The sequence below is a fragment of the Pelosinus fermentans JBW45 genome (genome assembly GCF_000271665.2).
Lineage (GTDB): Bacteria > Bacillota > Negativicutes > DSM-13327 > DSM-13327 > Pelosinus > Pelosinus baikalensis.
The window spans coordinates 2,727,787-2,745,482 of sequence record NZ_CP010978.1 but is presented as its reverse complement, the minus strand read 5'-3'; the positions used below and the strand labels follow the sequence as shown (position 1 = coordinate 2,745,482).

The 17,696-nt window shown below is 36.5% G+C and carries 19 protein-coding genes and 1 other RNA gene; 19 read left to right on the top strand and 1 reads right to left on the bottom strand.

The genetic code is table 11. The features are described from left to right. Positions 1-55 precede the first annotated feature (55 nt). A non-coding RNA gene (ssrS, locus tag JBW_RS24070) (6S RNA) lies at positions 56-227 on the top strand. Between the two features lie 123 nt (positions 228-350). Here the strand turns inward: ssrS and JBW_RS12215 are convergent. After that, complete coding sequence (locus tag JBW_RS12215; protein ID WP_007952839.1) at positions 351-668, bottom strand: hypothetical protein; 318 nt, start codon at positions 666-668, stop codon at positions 351-353. A gap of 188 nt (positions 669-856) precedes the next feature. On the opposite strand from JBW_RS12215, the gene JBW_RS12210 reads away from it, so the two are divergent. The 18 genes from JBW_RS12210 to JBW_RS12125 all read left to right on the top strand — a co-directional run bounded on the left by JBW_RS12210 (position 857) and on the right by JBW_RS12125 (position 17,666). Then, entirely contained in the window at positions 857-2,146 is a 1,290-nt protein-coding gene (locus tag JBW_RS12210; RefSeq protein ID WP_007952838.1) for a replication-associated recombination protein A, read from the top strand. 104 nt (positions 2,147-2,250) lie between these two features. Then, positions 2,251-2,709, top strand: a complete 459-nt coding sequence (locus JBW_RS12205) for an RrF2 family transcriptional regulator (protein ID WP_007952837.1) — start codon at positions 2,251-2,253, stop codon at positions 2,707-2,709. Continuing rightward, on the top strand, positions 2,690-3,895 hold the full coding sequence (gene nifS / locus JBW_RS12200; protein WP_007952836.1) for a cysteine desulfurase NifS: 1,206 nt from the start codon (positions 2,690-2,692) through the stop codon (positions 3,893-3,895). The genes JBW_RS12205 and nifS overlap by 20 nt, the downstream gene beginning before the upstream one ends. A gap of 29 nt (positions 3,896-3,924) precedes the next feature. Then, complete coding sequence (gene nifU / locus JBW_RS12195; RefSeq protein ID WP_007952835.1) at positions 3,925-4,296, top strand: Fe-S cluster assembly scaffold protein NifU; 372 nt, start codon at positions 3,925-3,927, stop codon at positions 4,294-4,296. Between the two features lie 8 nt (positions 4,297-4,304). Then, on the top strand, positions 4,305-5,396 hold the full coding sequence (gene mnmA / locus JBW_RS12190) for a tRNA 2-thiouridine(34) synthase MnmA (protein WP_007952834.1): 1,092 nt from the start codon (positions 4,305-4,307) through the stop codon (positions 5,394-5,396). A 152-nt stretch (positions 5,397-5,548) separates the two neighbouring features. Beyond that, positions 5,549-6,052, top strand: coding sequence for a PRC-barrel domain-containing protein (locus tag JBW_RS12185; protein WP_007952833.1), 504 nt, complete (start codon positions 5,549-5,551; stop codon positions 6,050-6,052). Positions 6,053-6,095: 43 nt separating this feature from the next. Continuing rightward, positions 6,096-6,278, top strand: coding sequence for a hypothetical protein (locus tag JBW_RS12180; protein ID WP_007934014.1), 183 nt, complete (start codon positions 6,096-6,098; stop codon positions 6,276-6,278). 114 nt (positions 6,279-6,392) lie between these two features. Then, positions 6,393-7,418, top strand: coding sequence for an AI-2E family transporter (locus JBW_RS12175; RefSeq protein WP_007952832.1), 1,026 nt, complete (start codon positions 6,393-6,395; stop codon positions 7,416-7,418). 82 nt (positions 7,419-7,500) lie between these two features. After that, positions 7,501-10,119 (top strand): alanine--tRNA ligase, encoded by a 2,619-nt coding sequence (gene alaS / locus JBW_RS12170; RefSeq protein WP_007952831.1) that lies wholly within the window; start codon positions 7,501-7,503, stop codon positions 10,117-10,119. Positions 10,120-10,305: 186 nt separating this feature from the next. Continuing rightward, a complete protein-coding gene (locus JBW_RS12165) occupies positions 10,306-10,560 on the top strand; it encodes an IreB family regulatory phosphoprotein (RefSeq protein WP_007934023.1) in 255 nt (84 codons plus the stop codon). Between the two features lie 27 nt (positions 10,561-10,587). Next, entirely contained in the window at positions 10,588-11,004 is a 417-nt protein-coding gene (gene ruvX, locus JBW_RS12160; protein WP_007952830.1) for a Holliday junction resolvase RuvX, read from the top strand. Between the two features lie 69 nt (positions 11,005-11,073). Next, entirely contained in the window at positions 11,074-11,415 is a 342-nt protein-coding gene (locus JBW_RS12155; RefSeq protein WP_007952829.1) for a DUF1292 domain-containing protein, read from the top strand. A gap of 197 nt (positions 11,416-11,612) precedes the next feature. Further along, the gene (gene mltG / locus JBW_RS12150; protein WP_007952828.1) at positions 11,613-12,620 is read left to right on the top strand and encodes an endolytic transglycosylase MltG; all 1,008 of its coding nucleotides are present in this window, start codon (positions 11,613-11,615) and stop codon (positions 12,618-12,620) included. Between the two features lie 13 nt (positions 12,621-12,633). Continuing rightward, the gene (locus JBW_RS12145) at positions 12,634-13,233 is read left to right on the top strand and encodes an O-methyltransferase (protein ID WP_036680101.1); all 600 of its coding nucleotides are present in this window, start codon (positions 12,634-12,636) and stop codon (positions 13,231-13,233) included. Then, entirely contained in the window at positions 13,230-14,459 is a 1,230-nt protein-coding gene (locus JBW_RS12140) for a peptidase U32 family protein (protein WP_007952824.1), read from the top strand. The genes JBW_RS12145 and JBW_RS12140 overlap by 4 nt, the downstream gene beginning before the upstream one ends. Then, positions 14,452-14,652, top strand: coding sequence for a DUF4911 domain-containing protein (locus JBW_RS12135; RefSeq protein ID WP_007934029.1), 201 nt, complete (start codon positions 14,452-14,454; stop codon positions 14,650-14,652). Before JBW_RS12140 ends, JBW_RS12135 begins: the two co-directional genes overlap by 8 nt. 61 nt (positions 14,653-14,713) lie before the next feature. After that, positions 14,714-16,372: a peptidoglycan D,D-transpeptidase FtsI family protein gene (locus JBW_RS12130; protein WP_007952823.1), complete on the top strand. Its 1,659-nt coding sequence runs from the start codon at positions 14,714-14,716 to the stop codon at positions 16,370-16,372. A 229-nt stretch (positions 16,373-16,601) separates the two neighbouring features. Next, entirely contained in the window at positions 16,602-17,666 is a 1,065-nt protein-coding gene (locus JBW_RS12125; RefSeq protein WP_036680099.1) for a M24 family metallopeptidase, read from the top strand. Positions 17,667-17,696 lie beyond the last annotated feature (30 nt).

Genomic DNA, 17,696 nt, shown 5'->3' with positions numbered 1-17,696 from the left:
TGCTCTCATTCTTGCTATTTAGTGATGGATTTGTTACTATAATTTTAAGAAAGTAATGACTCTACTGTGTACGTAAACGTTAGATGTTTTGATCCAACACATTGTACTAGGGAGCTTATCTCTGCTTACTGCAGTATGCCCTTTTAGGGAAACCTAATGTGAGCAGGAGGGCACCCACCTGCTTAAGCAGGTTCAAAACACTAGCACTACGGCATGGTGGAGTATTGTTTTATTTTAATGCTTAAGAAGCCGCTCTAAAATTCTCATCTTTTATAGGTGAGACTTAGAGCGGCTTAATTTGATTGATAAGTTGTGGCTAATAATAAAACCACCTTGTGCAGGTCGTTTTATTATTTTGCGATTAAATTTTCATGAATATGTACACGCTTATCCAATTTTTGAATATCTTCCCAAGCATAACGTAAGTCTTTCTTTATGGCGCTAGCATCTTTTTTCAAGGTTGTAGTATCCTTACGAATAGCCAAAACATCACCTTTAAGATTGGAAACATCGCTGCTTAGACTGAGGAGATCATCTTGCAAGTTATCAAGCCTATCATTGATAGAGGCTTGTCCCTCTGTTAACGTATCAAGTTGTTGATCGATAAGATCAAAACGTTCTGTAATTTGCTTTTGACCTGCGAGGAGCTGGCGAAGGATGTCTTCCATAGTTTTTATTACCCGTCCTTTAATCAATAAATTTCATATTAATTTAAAAAAATACAAGTTACTACAAGCACTTATATAAAGTATAATAAAAGCTGTATATAAAGTCAAAGAAAAATATTAATTGAAAAACTATGTAATAAAATGGAAAATAGTAAAGTTTAATATATTTTTGATGAGAAGGTGATATAATGGATTTATTTTCATATTCCAATCAAGTAGAGAATAACCAAACAGCTCCTTTAGCTGTACGTATGCGTCCAAGAATCTTGGATGAGTTTATTGGGCAGAATGATATTATCGGCGAAGATAAATTTTTACGAAAGATGATTGATGGCGATAATCTTCCTTCGATGATTTTATTTGGACCACCGGGTACAGGGAAGACGACCTTAGCGCAAATCATTGCCAATAGTACCGGTAGTTATTTTGAAAAATTGAATGCAGTGTCAGCAGGCATTGCAGATATTCGTAAGATTGTCGAGGCTGCACAAGAAAGGCTTGGATTTTATCGCCAGCGTACGATTGTTTTTATTGATGAAATACATCGATTTAATAAAGGGCAACAAGATGTATTGTTGCCTTATGTGGAAGATGGCAGGATCATTCTAATTGGTGCAACAACTGAAAATCCTTATTTTGAAGTAAATGCTGCCTTACTATCTAGAATGAGAGTAATTCGTTTAAAATCCCTTGGAGTGGCAGAGCTGGTAGAAATCATGGAACAAGCCCTTGCAGACCAGGAACGTGGTCTCGGTAAGTTTAATCTTATATATGATCAAGAAACATTGTCGATCATTGCTGACCTATCTGGTGGTGATGCACGAGTAGCATTAAATATTATAGAACAATCAGCCACTATGATGAGTTCAATGAATATAAAAAAAATAACGATTTCCATTCTCAAAGAAGTAGTGGGCGAAAGAATACAGCCTTACGACAAATCCGGAGATCATCATTATGATATCGTTTCGGCTTTTATTAAGAGTATGCGTGGATCGGATGCTGATGCTGCAGTACATTACTTGGCACGTATGGTTGCTGCAGGGGAAGATGTTAAGTTTATTGCTAGGCGTATCGTAATCTGTGCAGCTGAAGACGTTGGTAATGCAGATCCTCAGGCTTTAGTCGTCGCAATGGCTGCTGCCCAAGCAGTTCAGTTCATTGGCATGCCCGAAGCGAGGATTATTTTGTCACAGGCTGTGATTTATATTGCAACAGCGCCAAAAAGTAATGCATGTTATATGGCTATTGATCAGGCAATCAATGATCTTAAACAAAAAAATTGTGGTTCAGTTCCTCTTCATTTACGAGATGCACATTATCAAGGCGCTAAAAAATTAGGTCATGGTGCAAATTATTTATATCCCCATAATTATGAGGGTAATATTGTCAAACAACAATATTTGCCAGATGCATTGGTTGGTACAGTCTATTACAGACCTAGCAAAAATGGTAAAGAAGAAAATGTCAAAAAATAAATAATTTCATTTTGACATTCTGCAATTATTTTGGTATATTAATAAATAAGAAAACCTACTATGCTACTAGGAATACTAGGATATAGCAAAGAGGAGAGGCTAATGTGAAAATATCTACAAAAGGACGTTATGGTGTGGCGGCCATGTATGATTTAGCTATGCACTATGGAGAGGGACCAATATCTTTAAAAAGTATCGCACTAAGGCAAAAAATTTCTGAAAATTACTTAGAACAACTCATGAGTACTTTACGCAATGCTGGATATGTTAAAAGTATTCGTGGCGCGCAAGGTGGATATTCTTTAAGCAAAGAACCTGAAAAAATTTCAGTTGGCGATATTATAAGAACGATGGAAGGTCCGATTGTCTTAGTTGATTGTTTGTTAACAGATGCAGAGGACAATGATTATTGTGAGCGAGCTGAAATTTGTGTAACCCGTGGTGTTTGGGCTAAAGTTTGCGACAGTATAAGTTCTGTTTTAGATTCAATTTCTCTTGCTGACTTGTGCCAAGAAGAACAATTACAAGGAGATGTATGTGATAATGGAAAGAATTTATTTTGATCATTCGGCTACTACACCAGTGGATAGGGAAGTAGCAAAGGTAATGCTAGAATATATGACAGAAAAATTTGGTAACCCTTCTAGTGTTCACTCTTTTGGCCGTGAAACTCGTAAGGCAGTAGAAGAAGCAAGAAACAGTGTAGCAACTTTACTTGGTGCTGCTGCAAATGAAATTTTTTTTACTAGCGGCGGCACAGAGTCAGATAATCTTGCATTAAAAGGCATTGCTTTTGCTAATCGAAAAAAAGGAAATCATATCATTACTACAGCTATTGAACATCATGCGATATTACACGCCTGTGAATACTTAGAGAAACAAGGTTTTACAGTTACTTATTTGCCAGTTGATGAAAATGCAATGGTTAACGTAGAAGATGTAAAAAATGCTATTACTGATAAGACAATACTCATCAGTGTAATGTTTGCTAATAACGAAGTAGGTACGATCCAACCCATTAAAGAGATTGGACAATTAGCAAAAGAAAAGAAAATATATTTTCATACAGACGCAGTACAAGCTGTAGGGAATTGTCATATTGATGTGAATGAACTTAATATCGATGTACTTAGTTTGTCAGGACACAAAATTTATGGTCCAAAAGGCATTGGAGCTATTTATATACGTAAGGGTGTAAAAATTGAATCTACGCAGCATGGAGGCTCTCAAGAACGCAAACTAAGACCGGGAACTGAAAATGTACCAGGTATTGTAGGATTAGGAAAAGCTGCCGAACTTGCCAGGATTGAATTAGATCAAAGAATTTCACATCTTACAAATCTAAGGGATAAACTGATTAAAGGAATCCAAGAAAAGATTCCTGATATTAAGCTAAACGGTCATAAAGAAATTCGTTTACCCGGTAACGTAAATATTAGTTTCTTTTATGTGGAAGGGGAGTCTCTTCTTTTAAATCTTGATTTAAAAGGTATTGCCGCATCAAGCGGTTCAGCATGCACTTCAGGATCTCTCGATCCATCTCATGTCTTATTGGCTATGGGTCTTACACATGAAGTCGCACACGGCTCACTTCGACTCTCTTTAGGACGTGGCAACACAGAAGCTGATATAAATTATTGCTTAGAAGTATTGCCACAAATTCTTGAAAGATTGCGGAGTATGTCACCATTAAATGCCAATTCCAAATTAGCAGCTAATAATCCTTGTAGTCAATGCGATCATCATTAATTTAATTTATTTGAAAGGGGACACTTTTTATGTATACTGAAAAAGTAATGGATCATTTTACAAATCCTCGCAATGTGGGTGAAATAGAAAACGCTAATGGTGTTGGAGAAGTTGGCAATGCCAAATGCGGAGACATCATGAGAATTTATTTAGACGTTCAAGATGATATTATTAAAGATGTGAAATTTAAAACTTTTGGCTGTGGTGCCGCCATTGCTACTAGTAGTATGGTAACAGAGTTAGTAATGGGAAAAACCCTTGATGAAGCTTTAAAAATTTCAAATGATGCAGTAGCTGAAGCTCTAGATGGTCTTCCACCCGCTAAAATGCACTGTTCCAATTTAGCAGCTGATGCATTGCATGAAGCGATTAAAGACTATATCAGCAAAAAAGGAAAGTGATTTAATTCATGAGTACAAAGCCAAGAGTTCTTGTAGCGATGAGCGGAGGGGTGGACAGTTCTTTAACTGCCGCCCTTTTGGTGCAGCAAGGATATGATGTCATTGGTGCAACTATGCAAATATGGGATAAAGATGTGCCAGAAAGTGATGCTGAAAATCGCGGATGCTGTTCGCTAAGTGCAGTTGATGATGCCCGCAGGGTTGCTGATAAAATAGGCATACCTTATTATGTCTTAAATTTTCGTGAAATGTTCGAAGACACTGTTATTGACTATTTTGTAGCCGAATATGGAGCGGGAAAGACTCCGAATCCTTGTATTGCTTGCAATCGTTATGTTAAATTTGAAGGTTTATTGCAAAAGGCATTAGCTTTAGGTGCTGAGTATGTTGCTACTGGTCATTATGCCCGTATCGGGTATGATGATACATTAGGTAGGCATACATTAAGTAAAGGAATCGATCATACTAAAGATCAATCCTACGCTCTATATCATCTGAATCAAAATACACTAAAACATTTTTTGATGCCTTTAGGTGATTATACGAAAGTAAGAACAAGAGAATTAGCAGCTGAATTCGGATTATCTGTTGCTAATAAACCTGAAAGTCAAGAGATCTGTTTTGTTCCCGATGATGATTATAAGGGATTTTTGGCAGAAAAATCGCCTGATTCTTTACGTCCAGGTAATATAATCGATGTACATGGAAAAATAGTAGGGCAACATCAAGGTCTGCCGCTATACACGATTGGTCAACGTAAAGGGTTAGGTATTGCAGCAGAAAAGCCACTGTATGTAGTAAAATTAGATTTTGCAAATAATCAAGTTATTGTTGGCTCTAATGAAGATGTATTTTCTTCTGAACTCATTGCTGAAGATTTGAATTTTATTACAATTGATCGTTTAGAAAAACCAATTACAGTTTCAGCTAAAATTCGTTATGGTTCTCGTGAAGGAGTTGCTGTAGTGACTCCTCTGACTGAAGGCCGTGTACATGTGAGATTCTCCGAACCGCAGCGCGCCATTACACCGGGGCAGTCAGTAGTCTTTTATGATAAAGACATGGTCATTGGTGGAGGTATTATTAGAAATTCGATTTGAGAATAATAGAGGACAGGCTTTATGTGGAAGGGCTTGGCATTATGCCAAGTCCTTTGGTGTTTTTGAGAAATGGTAAGAACCTTTGAATATTTATAAAAATACGGGATTTTGGTAATACTAAGATTACAATCTACATTTGGAGGCCATTTCTTATGCACAGGTTGCAAGATCTACTTGGACTGCCATTATTGGAAACTGAAACAGGCACGCAAATTGGCCAAATAAAAGATGTAGTTTTACATATCGAAGAGGCAAGGGTATATGGCGTTACAATTGATGAAGAAAAACAAAAAGCTTTTGAAATGGGGATTGCTTATGTGGACCTTTTAAGTGTAGGTCGTGATGCTGTTATGGTACGTAATCATTCTGTAATGCAGCAATGTGCCGCTATCTTTGAAATAACAAGCAATTACTATGTAAAAGAATTATTTAAGAAAGAAATTATTACAGAAGATGGTTTGCGATTGGGTATATTAGTGGATATTTTTTTTGACACTAGTACTGGCGAAATGAAATGGTACCAAATATCGGATAGTTTAGTAAGCGATCTACTATATGGTCGTAGGATAATGCCGCTGCCTAAAATACAAATCGTTGGAAAAGATACAGTAATTGTTCCAGGAGAAATGGCAAAATTACTGCATAAAGAAGAGTAAAGAATAATAAAAGCTATTATTCTATTATGAGAGGTGTATATGTATGACAGCTTGCCCTGTATGCAATAGTAATCGGGCAATTGGAAAAGTGGGAGCAGCACAATATTATTGTTGGGATTGCTGCATAGAGTTCATTATTCGTGGAGATGACATTAAAATTTTCAGTGTTCAGCCAGATGGAACATTAACACTTTATTTAGACCCATTGGAAACAGTTGCACAATAAAATGGAGAATGTACAGCATGGGATACATTACTTTAGATAAAGTGGAGACCTGAGGGTCTCCCTTTTGCTTGTACCCGCTAGAGTGTATGACGATATCATGATGGAGTGATTTTTATGTTAGTAACTAAGGCAGCAATAAGAATTACTCTTATTATTGTAATTCTTATTTGTTTCTTATATTTCTTTTGGATGGTACATAATGCATTATATCCTTTTATCATTGGCTTGTTTTTAGCTTATTTATTAAATCCTGCAGTATGTTATATAGAGAGAAAAAATATAGGAAGATTGTGGGCAATTATTGCTGTATATATTATTTTGTTTGGTGTTGTTATTATTGGAGGAAGTAAGTTGCTTGCTCTATTTATTAAAGAGTTACAGTCTTTTGCCCTGGATTTACCATTTATGATAGAAAATATTAATAAACTACTAACACAAATGCAGTCACAGTATCAAAATTCTGCACTTCCTTATTATTTGCGCATCGCAATTGATAATAATTTATTGCTATTAGAGAATGAAATGCAGGAGTTTATGGGGCAAGTGGTAAATTTTATTATTAAAATTATTAGTCATTCTATTGGTTTGGCTATTAGCCCAATATTAGCATTTTATCTTCTTCATGACTGGTATAAAATTAAAAGCGAAATTTTAGCATTATTGCCAAGTGGCTGGCGAGCAGAGTTAGTTTTATTTTTTCGGGATGCCGACAAAGTCTTAGGGGGGATTATTCGAGGTCAATTATTAGTGGCTTCCATTATTGGTGTGTTTGTAACAATCGGATTGTATTTGCTACAGGTAAAGTTTGCTTTAATTATTGGCATCTTAGCAGCCTTATTCGACATAATTCCTTATTTTGGTCCTATTATAGGGGCTTCACCAGCAGTCATGCTGGCCATTTTGGAATCACCGTGGCTGACGATAAAAGTCATTTTACTCTTTTTTATTATTCAGCAAATAGAAGGAAATATTATTCATCCTAAAATCATTGGTGTAAATATTGGGCTTCATCCGTTAAGTGTAATTTTTGTTGTTTTTGTTGGTGGTGAAGTGGCGGGAATTATTGGAATGTTGCTTGGTGTTCCAGTCGCAGCAATTGGAAAAGTCTTGGTCCGTCATATTGTTAAAATGTTGCTTTAAGGCAGCCATTAATTGACATCATGCGATAATTTATGTATAATGTCGAACGAGAGTATGCCTAACTATCTGGAGGTTGAGAAACTTGAATTATATAAGTGGAAATGAACTACGTAAGAAATTTTTAGATTTTTTTAAAAGTAAAGATCATTTGATTTTGCAAAGTTATCCATTGATTCCTGAAAATGATCCTACATTATTATTAGTTGGTGCAGGTATGGCACCATTTAAACCTTTTTTTACTGGTAAAATGAATCCGCCCCATCCGCGTATTAGCACGAGTCAGAAATGTGTGCGTACAGGTGATATCGAGAATGTGGGGCGTACTGCTCGTCATCACACTTTTTTTGAGATGTTAGGCAACTTTTCTTTTGGCGATTATTTTAAAAAAGAAGCGATCGCTTGGGCTTGGGAATTTATTACTGAGCATTTAGAAATGCCTAAAGATAAATTGTGGATAACGATTCATACAGAAGATGATGAAGCATTTGCGATATGGCATAATGATATACATATACCAGCCGATCGAATTATTAGAATGGCGGATAATTTTTGGGAGATCGGTCCTGGACCATGTGGGCCATGTTCAGAAATTTATTTTGATTTGGGTGAGGAACGAGGTTGTAATAAATCCGATTGTGCAGTTGGTTGTGACTGTGATCGTTTTCTAGAAATTTGGAATTTAGTATTTACACAATACGATCGTGATGAAGTTGGTAATTATACTCCTTTAGCTAAGAAAAATATTGATACAGGAGCAGGACTTGAACGTATTGCTTCTGTCTTACAGAAAAAAAGATCAAATTTTGAAACAGATTTATTATTTCCGCTCATTGAGCATGCAGCAAAAGTAGCGAATGTTGAATATGGCTCTAATAATAAAACTGATGTTTCATTAAAAGTAATTGCCGATCATATTCGTAGTATGACGGTAATGATCGGTGATGGTATATTGCCTTCAAATGAAGGCAGAGGATATGTACTGCGTCGTATTTTGCGTAGAGCAGTTCGTCATGCCCGTTTGCTGGGAATTGAAAAAATATTCTTGGTTCCGATGGTTGATATCGTCAATACCATATTTGCTGAAGCTTATCCCGATTTAGTAGAAAAGCAATCCTACATTAAAAAAGTGATTCAATTAGAAGAAGAACGCTTTCAAACAACATTAGTACAAGGTATGGAATTATTGAATGGACACATTCAAAAGTTAAAAGAATTGAATATTTCTGTACTGGATGGTGCTACTGCATTTAAATTGTACGATACTTTTGGTTTTCCTTGGGAGCTGACTTTAGAAATATTAGAAGAACATGACATGCAGCTAGATAAACCAAATTTTGATTCTGCCATGAAAGAACAACGTGAGCGAGCACGAGCTGCTCGCCAGGACCATGAGGATCAGCAGATTATTCCAGATTTATCTCATCTAGAAACAGAAAAGCTCATTGTTGATGAACACGCTGAAAATGGAAACATTATACTCGCTTGGAAGAATGGTATCCTAGTTGATGAAGTTCATGATGGTGAAGATGTAGCATTTATTCTGGATGTGACTTCTTTTCATGCAGAAGGCGGTGGCCAAGTTGGTGATACTGGCTTCCTTGAAGGATCATTAGGAAAAATGAAAATTACGGCTACTAGAAAACTAGTAAATGGTACTACCTATCATGTTGGGAATGTTACTGAAGGTTTATTCAGAGTTGGAGATCTTGTCAAACTTAAAGTTGATGAAAATAGACGTCGTGAAATTGCCCGTAATCATACGGCTACCCATTTGTTGCATGCGGCTTTAAAACAAGTACTGGGTACCCATGTAAATCAATCTGGGTCGTTGGTAAGCCCCGAAAGATTACGTTTTGACTTTTCACACTTTTCTCAAGTCACCTCAGAACAACTCCTAGAAATAGAAAAATTAGTAAATCATGCAATTTTAGAAAATATTTCTGTTACTATCGTAGAAACTAAGCAGGATAAAGCCAAAGAAATGGGTGCGGTAGCATTATTTGGTGAAAAATATGGTGAAACAGTTAGAGTTGTTTCTGTTGGCAGCGTTAGTAAGGAATTATGTGGTGGCAGTCATGTTGTGAAGACCTCTGAAATATGCGTGTTTAAGATTGTTAGTGAAGCGGGTATTGGTTCCGGCATTCGAAGGATTGAAGCTGTAACAGGTAGTGGAGCTATGGAATATATTAATGGGCGAGATCAGGTGTTATTAAGCACAGCGTTAAAATTAAAATCACGCCCTGAGGAACTTGTTGTAAAAGTAGAGAGTGTTATGAACCGTGTTAAAGAATTAGAAAATGAATTAGCTGCTCTTACTAGTAAATTAGCACATAGTGAAGTAATGGATTTATTGTCCAAGGTACAAGAGGTTAATGGTGTACAAGTTGTTGTCGGCCAGGTAAGTATTAATGATATAGAGGGTTTGCGTACGATTGCTGATATGGTGCGTGATCGCTTAAAATGCGGTGTTGTAACCCTTGGATCTATTCATGCTGATAAAGTTAATTTTGTTGCGATGGCAACGAAAGAAGCGATTAATAAAGGTATTCATGCTGGTAATATTGTAAAAGAAGTTTCTAAAATTACTGGCGGCGGCGGCGGCGGTCGCCCTGATATGGCACAAGCAGGTGGCAAGCAGCCAGAGAAAATTTCTGATGCATTGCAGTTTGTTCTAGAAGTTATTAAAAATCAAGTTAAATAACAGGAAAGTGTACTTAGAAGGATTTTTATACTCTAAGTACACTTTTTATTTGTAAAAAATGATTACATAGTATATCGTTTAATAAGTTGAAGGATATAAGTATTTTTATTTTTCTAGAGGAAATAACTAGTCAAGGTAGAATATAATGGTTAGAGGCGGAGATAATATAAGAGAGGAGGATGCTCAATGCCTAATATATCGGAAGATACTATGATGTTTCGTGTGGATAATGAAGAGAATAATGCAGCCATGGTAATTAATGCTGTATATCAGTCGTTAAAGACTAAAGGATATAATCCAATTAATCAATTAGTCGGGTATCTATTATCTGGAGATCCTACATACATTACAAGCTATAATAATGCCCGTGGTTTAATACGCAAATTAGAAAGGGATGAACTTCTAGAAGAGTTGGTAAGAGCATATCTCAAAGATAAATAATATGTTTTAGGTATAGTGGGAGGATAAATGCGCATACTAGCTCTTGATGTTGGTGATAAAACGATTGGTGTGGCGGCAAGTGACTTGTTATTATTAACAGCACAAGGTATTGAGGTGATTCGTCGTACCTCTTTGGAAAGAGATCTTAGTCGTTTAAATGAAATTATTACTGAGTATGAAGTTGGGACAATCCTTATTGGTTTACCTAAAAATATGAATGGTTCCATTGGTCCTAGAGGTGAATTAATGCAAACCTTTGCTAATCTGGTAGCTGAAACGTTCCCTACAATGAAAGTAGTTTTATGGGATGAGCGTTTATCTACTGTTGGAGCGCAAAAAGCACTTATTGCTGCCGACGTAAGTCGTGCGAAGCGCAAAAAAGTGATTGATAAGATGGCAGCAGTATTTATTTTACAAGGGTATCTAGATAGTTTGTCTTGTTAATAACTTCCTTGACAGGATAACTTTTCTAAGATAAAATTACATGTACATTAAAAGGAAGAGGTGAAATGAATGGCTGATATTGAAAAAGATGACCTCGAAGAATTGGATGAAGAGCTCGTAGTCGTTATGACTGATGAAGAGGGTAATGAATATTATTATCGTGAGGAAATGATTGTTCCAGTTGGTGACAAGCAGTATGCTATTTTGATTCCCATTGAAGATGGCGAAGAGGAAGAAGATTGCGGATGTAATGCTGGATGCGGTTGTTCTGAAGATGAAGTTGATGTATATATTGCGCGCATTGATACTGATGAAAATGGCGAGGAAATATATGTCGATCCTACCGATGAAGAGTTTGAAGAAGTTCGTAAAGCTTATGAAGAACTAATGGTAGAAGATGAAGCCGAATAGGCTTCATCTTTTTTCAGTTGATATAATGATAATTGAAGTTTTTTTAAGCTAAGGCTTTTGCCTAAGTCTAAGACTTGGCAGAAGCCTAGTCTTTTTTTGTCTTTTTGTGTATAATAAAGAAGACTTTTAGAGCGGCTTCATTATCAGATAAAGCCATTCCCTTTATAAAACAGATACAAACAGAGGTGAGGTATCCTATGACGTATAGGTTGAGGCAGTTTAAATGGCATATTGTATTGGTGTTAATTTGTCTTTGTTTGGGAAGTATCATATATAAGTTAACACAACCTGTTACTTCGCCTGCAGGAGAAACATTTGTTATTTCCGTTAAACCTGGAATGGCAGCCAATGAGATTGGAGAGCTTTTACAAGAGCAAGGTGCTATAAAAAGTGTTTTTGTATTCCATGTTATTGCAAAAACTCAAGGCTTAGCAAATTCCCTACAGGCTGGTGAATATGTTTTAACGAAGGATATGACTGTACAGCAAATTGTTGCCATGTTGGCAAAGGGGCAAAGGTTATATCAACAAATCACCATACCAGAGGGATATACTGTCGGACAAATTGCTAAACTAATACAAGAAAAACAATTAGGTAGTGCAGAAAAATTTCAGCAGCTAGCTCAAAAGGCTACTCCATTTCCTTATATGGCAAATCAGAATCCTAATGTAATATATAAGGCTGAAGGTTATATTTTTCCGGATACGTATCAAATTACTAAAGGAACTACTGAGGAACAGTTACTGAGTATGATGATATCTCAATTTGATAAAGAATTTAACGAGAGTATGCGATCAAGAGCAAATCAAATGGGTTTTTCGATTAAGGATGTTATTATTTTAGCCTCTTTAGTGGAGAAAGAAGCTCAGATAGAAGCTGATCGTCCAGTTATTGCTGGAGTATTTATCAATCGTTTGAATTTAGGAATGCCGTTGCAGTCTTGTGCTACGATTCAATATATTTTAGGTTATCCTAAAGCAGAGCTCTCAGTACAAGATACTGAAATTCCATCACCTTATAATACCTATCAGCATATGGGTTTACCTCCCGGACCTATCGCAAATCCTGGAATAGCAGCAATTAATGCTGTTTTATATCCTAAAGAAACGCAATTTGTATATTTTGTGGCTGATCAACAGGGCGCACATCATTTTAGCACAACATATGAGGAGCACCTTGCAGCAATCGAAGAGGTTCGTAAATAATAGGGGTGATATATTGGACTTGTTTAAAGAAATTGAAGAATATGCTGCTGAATATAATGTGCCAATTATTAATAAAATAAGCAGTAACCGATTAATTGATGTTGTAAAAAAGAATAAACCAAAATCAATTTTAGAAATAGGCACTGCGATTGGTTATTCAGCTTTGCTTATGGCTCATTATATGCCTGAAGATGGTAAAATTATTACAATTGAACAAGACGCTGCTCGCATTGATCTTGCCTATGATTATATCGCTAGAGCTGGTAAGAGCGAACAAATTCAACTTTTAGATGGAGACGCCAGTACTATTTTATTACAGCTTGAGGGTACATTTGATATGGTATTTATTGACGCCGCTAAAGCACAGTATCTTGATTATTTATGCAAAATTATAGATAAACTTTCTAGTGGTGCCGTTGTGATAGCAGATAATGTATTGTTTCGGGGGATGGTCATGAGTGAAGATCCTCCCCTTCGGCGCTATAAAACAATTGTTAAGCGTTTAAAAGAATATTTACAATTTGTGAATACAGATCTGAGATTTTCTACTACGATTCATTATGAGGGTGACGGCGTAGCTATTTCTTATTATCAAGGAGCGAATAAAAAGTGAAAAAACCCGAACTTTTAGCACCAGCAGGTAATCTTGAGAAACTCAAGATGGCTCTTTTATATGGTGCAGATGCAGTTTTTTTGGCAGGAAAGTCTTTTGGATTGCGAGCTTTTAGTGACAACTTTACGGAAGATGAACTTAAAGAAGGAGTTGAATTTGCTCATAGTTTGCAAAAAAAAGCATATGTAACGGTAAATATATTTCCCCATAATGAAGATTTACCGACATTGCCAGATTATATTCGATATTTGTCTAATTGCCACGTCGATGCGGTTATTGTCGCAGATTTAGGTGTATACCGTATTATCCGAGAAGTTGCACCTAATCTGCCCATACATATCAGCACCCAAGCTAATAATACCAATTGGTCATCAGTACTGTTTTGGCAGGAATTAGGGGCTAATCGAGTAGTATTAGCTAGGGAGCTGTCATTAGCAGATATTACTGTAATTCGTGATAAAGTTACTATTGAACTAGAAGCCTTTGTTCATGGAGCTATGTGTATTTCTTATTCGGGACGTTGTTTGATGAGCAATTATTTTACAGATCGTGATGCAAATCGAGGTCAATGTGCCCAACCCTGTCGTTGGAAATTTAGCTTAGTGGAAGAAAAACGTCCAGGAGAATATTATCCTGTTATGGAAGATGAACGCGGGACATATATCTTCAACTCAAAAGACTTATGCTTACTCCCTCATATTCCAGAATTAATTAATAGTAGTTTAAATAGTTTCAAGATAGAAGGACGTATGAAAAGTGTGCATTATGCAGCTACTGTCATTAAGGTATATCGGGAGGCTATTGATGCTTATGTAAACGATCCGAATCATTACAGTGTTAAAGCCGAATGGCTGGAAGAGTTGCAGAAAATTTCTCATCGTGCTTATACCAGTGGATTTTATTTCAACAAAGCAACTCAAGAAGATCAGATCTACGGAACTTCCTCTTATGAACAAACTTTTGATTTTATTGGTTTAGTCAAAAACTATGATCCAACAACCAAAATGGCTACTATTGAACAACGTAACAATATAAAAGTCGGACAGGAAATAGAAATTATGCAACCGGGAAAACCTAATTTTAGCCAGGTAATTACTGAAATGTTCGACATAGAAGATAATAGTATTAGTACCGCACCTCACCCTCAACAACTTTTAAAGATGCGAATGCGCCAAGAGGTAGTAGAATACGCTATGTTACGACGTGAGGTACCAAAAAATGCGTGAGGAAATTTTGATTCGCCTAGATGTAAAACATATTAATTATCTAAATCGAATTATGGAAGGCTATGAATATTTTGGGGTAGTGACGACGGTAAAGGATACGATCGGGGTATTGCGTATTCGTGTTACACCTGACACATGTAAAGAGGTGCAGGATATTTTAGCAAATCTTCCGATTGATTTTGATTATGTTTAGATTAGTGATAAAAAAATAATAATTTTGCCAAGCAATGCCATACTATCATTGAGGTGATCGTATGGCATTGCAAATTTTACGCATTTATAAGTTGTTAATTTTCTTTGTACTATTTGGTAGTTTATTGATTATACGTTTATTTTATTTGCAGGTTATTGAGAATGATAATTTAGTAACGCAGAGTTTGAGTATGCGTATTCAGGAAGTACCTATTGAGGTTGCGCGAGGAGAAATTGTAGATCGAAATGGATTACCATTAACAAATACGGCGCAGCATTATAAAATCGCTGTTTTTCCTGGACAAATTCTAAATGCAGCAATGGTTGCCGAACAATTATCCGAATTAACGGGAATCTCAGAACTGAACCTTTTTTCGCAAATTACAGAAAATCATCGACCATTTAAAATAAAGAGTAAAATTGATGCTGCCATGGGAGAAAAAATAAATAAGGCGCTAATTCCAGGAGTTGTGGTAGTAACAGAAAAAGTTAGATATGGATATCTTCCTTTGGCTGCACATATTAAAGGCTATATTAATCTTGCAGATAATCAAGGAGTTAGCGGCATTGAAGGCATGTACGATGATATATTAAAAGGCAATCAACCAGAATATGCAGTTGCGCTAGTGGATGCCGGACAACAAATTATTCCAGGACTTGGCTATAAGAGATTGCGATTATCAAGCCATTCCGACCCAAGTAATGTAGTGTTAACCTTAGATAAACAAATCCAAAAAGCAGTAGAAAATATAGTAGACAAGCATGGTATCAAGGGAGCAGTAGTAGTATTGCGTCCTACTACAGGCGAAATATTGGCCATGGCTTCAAGACCCAATTTCAATGCAAATCATCTTGAGGAGTATTTAAATCAAAGTAGCGCACCTTTACTAAATAGAGCTATATCCCCCTATCAGCCTGGATCTGTATTTAAGTTGGTAACAGCAGCTGCAGCTTTAGAACAAGAGAGTATACAGCCAGGGGATGTATTTTTTGATCCAGGATATATTGAAGTTGATCATCTACGCTTTAATGGATGGGACTATGATAAGGGGGGGCGTGGTCAAATAACTTTTAAAGAAGCATTAGCTTATTCTAGTAATCCTGTTTTTATTGAAGTGGGCTTAAAAATAGGCGCAGAATCCTTAATTTCCTATGCACAAAAATTTGGCTTTGGTCATAAGACGAGTGTAGATTTTAATGATGAGGCAGAAGGCTATTTACCACCATCTGATAATCTTTATTCAGGTGAACTTGCCAATTTAGCTATCGGCCAGGGCAAATTAGAGGCAACGCCTCTACAGATTGCCTCCTTGGTAGCTACCATTGCTAATGATGGTATAAAAGTGGTACCGTATGTCGTTAGTAAACTGACAAATGCTGATGGTGTAGTTATAAAAGCATATGATACGCCTCCAGGCATTCGAGTTATATCTCCAAGAACTGCCGCACAAATTCAAGATATGATGATGGCTGTCACTCGTTATGGTACAGGTCAGGCGGCGTATGTTGAAGGAATTGGATCGGCGGGTAAAACTGGATCAGCCGAAACTGGAAGAAAAAATGCAGATGGACAAAGCATCAACCATGCTTGGTTTGCAGGTTATGCTCCAGTAAAAAATCCTCAATATGCGGTAGTTATTTTCGTTGAAGAAGGTATGTCTGGTAGTGATATCGCTGCTCCCATGTTTTATGAAATTATAAAAGAAATCACCAAGTTGTGAGATATAGTAGCATATCGTTAATTGGCGTACAAAGAACTAGGCAATAAATTAAATTTATGATAAAATATAAAAGATAATGAATTCTTATGCTAAGGCTGTGATATGATGAGAGTAAAAAGGCCTTATGTTTTGGCTATTCACGAACCGAATCGTTTTTGCTTATGGCCAAGACATAGTTATCTTTTGGCATTGGAGGCAGCTGCTGATCGAACTAGCAGCGCGAGTTAATATGGAAAACAGATTAATTAAACTTCGTAAGTTTATGAACGAACATAAATTAGAATGCATGCTGATTCAGAAGCCAGAGAATAGACATTATTTCAGTGGGTTCAGCGGTTCGGCAGGCATATTGTTAATTTCTAATCACTCTAATCTCTTATTAACTGATTTTCGTTATATTGAGCAAGCTACTATGCAAGCTGCGCAATATGAAATTGTACGTTACCATACAGTCGGTAAAACTTTGACAGAAATGATTAACAAGCTAGGAGTCTTTCAAATTGGTTTTGAAAGTGACTTTGTTACCTATGATGGACATCAAGAACTAATTAACAACTTGCATTCTGTAAATCTAGTTCCTGTCCAGTTGGATGCTTTACGTATGGTAAAGGATGAGAATGAAATTGCATCGATAAAAAAAGCCGTGGAAATTGCTGATAATGCTTTTTCTAGAATTGTATCATTTATCAAGCCGGGTATGACTGAACAGGAAGTAGCTTTAGAATTAGAGTATTATATGCGAAAGTTTGGAGCAGAAAAACCAGCCTTTGATACCATCATGGCCTCTGGTAGGCGCGGGGCACTACCTCATGGGAGAGCTTCTGAAAAAATAATTGAACTTGGTGATTTTGTAACGATGGATTTTGGTGCAGTATATCAAGGTTACCATTCTGATATTACTCGCACTATTTGTATGGGAAAAGCTACAGCTAAACAAAAAGAAATTTATAAAATTGTTTTGGCTGCTCAATTAGCTGGAGTGCAGGCTGTTGCCCCTGGAAAAATTGGCAAAGATGTTGATACTGTATCCAGAAATATTATTATAGACGCTGGTTTTGGTGAATTCTTCGGACATGGATTAGGACATGGGCTAGGTCTTAATATCCATGAGGAGCCGAGGCTTTCTCCTGCTAATATACATACTGTTTTATTGAGAAATATGATAGTAACAGTTGAACCAGGAATATACCTCCCTGATTGGGGCGGAGTGCGCATTGAAGACACTGTTTTAGTTAGTGATGAAGGGTGTCAAATATTGACCGCTAGTAGTAAGCAGTTAATAGAGTTATATTAAAATTCTTTACTTTTATTAAATGGGATTGTG

Coding starts and splice junctions, on each gene's coding strand:
- mltG (WP_007952828.1), top strand. CDS start 11,613: ATGACGTATAGGTTGAGGCAGTTTAAATGGCATATTGTATTGGTGTTA.
- JBW_RS12175 (WP_007952832.1), top strand. CDS start 6,393: ATGTTAGTAACTAAGGCAGCAATAAGAATTACTCTTATTATTGTAATT.
- JBW_RS12185 (WP_007952833.1), top strand. CDS start 5,549: ATGCACAGGTTGCAAGATCTACTTGGACTGCCATTATTGGAAACTGAA.
- JBW_RS12215 (WP_007952839.1), bottom strand. CDS start 668: ATGGAAGACATCCTTCGCCAGCTCCTCGCAGGTCAAAAGCAAATTACA.
- JBW_RS12125 (WP_036680099.1), top strand. CDS start 16,602: ATGGAAAACAGATTAATTAAACTTCGTAAGTTTATGAACGAACATAAA.
- JBW_RS12135 (WP_007934029.1), top strand. CDS start 14,452: ATGCGTGAGGAAATTTTGATTCGCCTAGATGTAAAACATATTAATTAT.
- JBW_RS12165 (WP_007934023.1), top strand. CDS start 10,306: ATGCCTAATATATCGGAAGATACTATGATGTTTCGTGTGGATAATGAA.
- JBW_RS12155 (WP_007952829.1), top strand. CDS start 11,074: ATGGCTGATATTGAAAAAGATGACCTCGAAGAATTGGATGAAGAGCTC.
- JBW_RS12210 (WP_007952838.1), top strand. CDS start 857: ATGGATTTATTTTCATATTCCAATCAAGTAGAGAATAACCAAACAGCT.
- nifS (WP_007952836.1), top strand. CDS start 2,690: ATGGAAAGAATTTATTTTGATCATTCGGCTACTACACCAGTGGATAGG.
- JBW_RS12130 (WP_007952823.1), top strand. CDS start 14,714: ATGGCATTGCAAATTTTACGCATTTATAAGTTGTTAATTTTCTTTGTA.
- JBW_RS12180 (WP_007934014.1), top strand. CDS start 6,096: ATGACAGCTTGCCCTGTATGCAATAGTAATCGGGCAATTGGAAAAGTG.
- ruvX (WP_007952830.1), top strand. CDS start 10,588: ATGCGCATACTAGCTCTTGATGTTGGTGATAAAACGATTGGTGTGGCG.
- mnmA (WP_007952834.1), top strand. CDS start 4,305: ATGAGTACAAAGCCAAGAGTTCTTGTAGCGATGAGCGGAGGGGTGGAC.
- nifU (WP_007952835.1), top strand. CDS start 3,925: ATGTATACTGAAAAAGTAATGGATCATTTTACAAATCCTCGCAATGTG.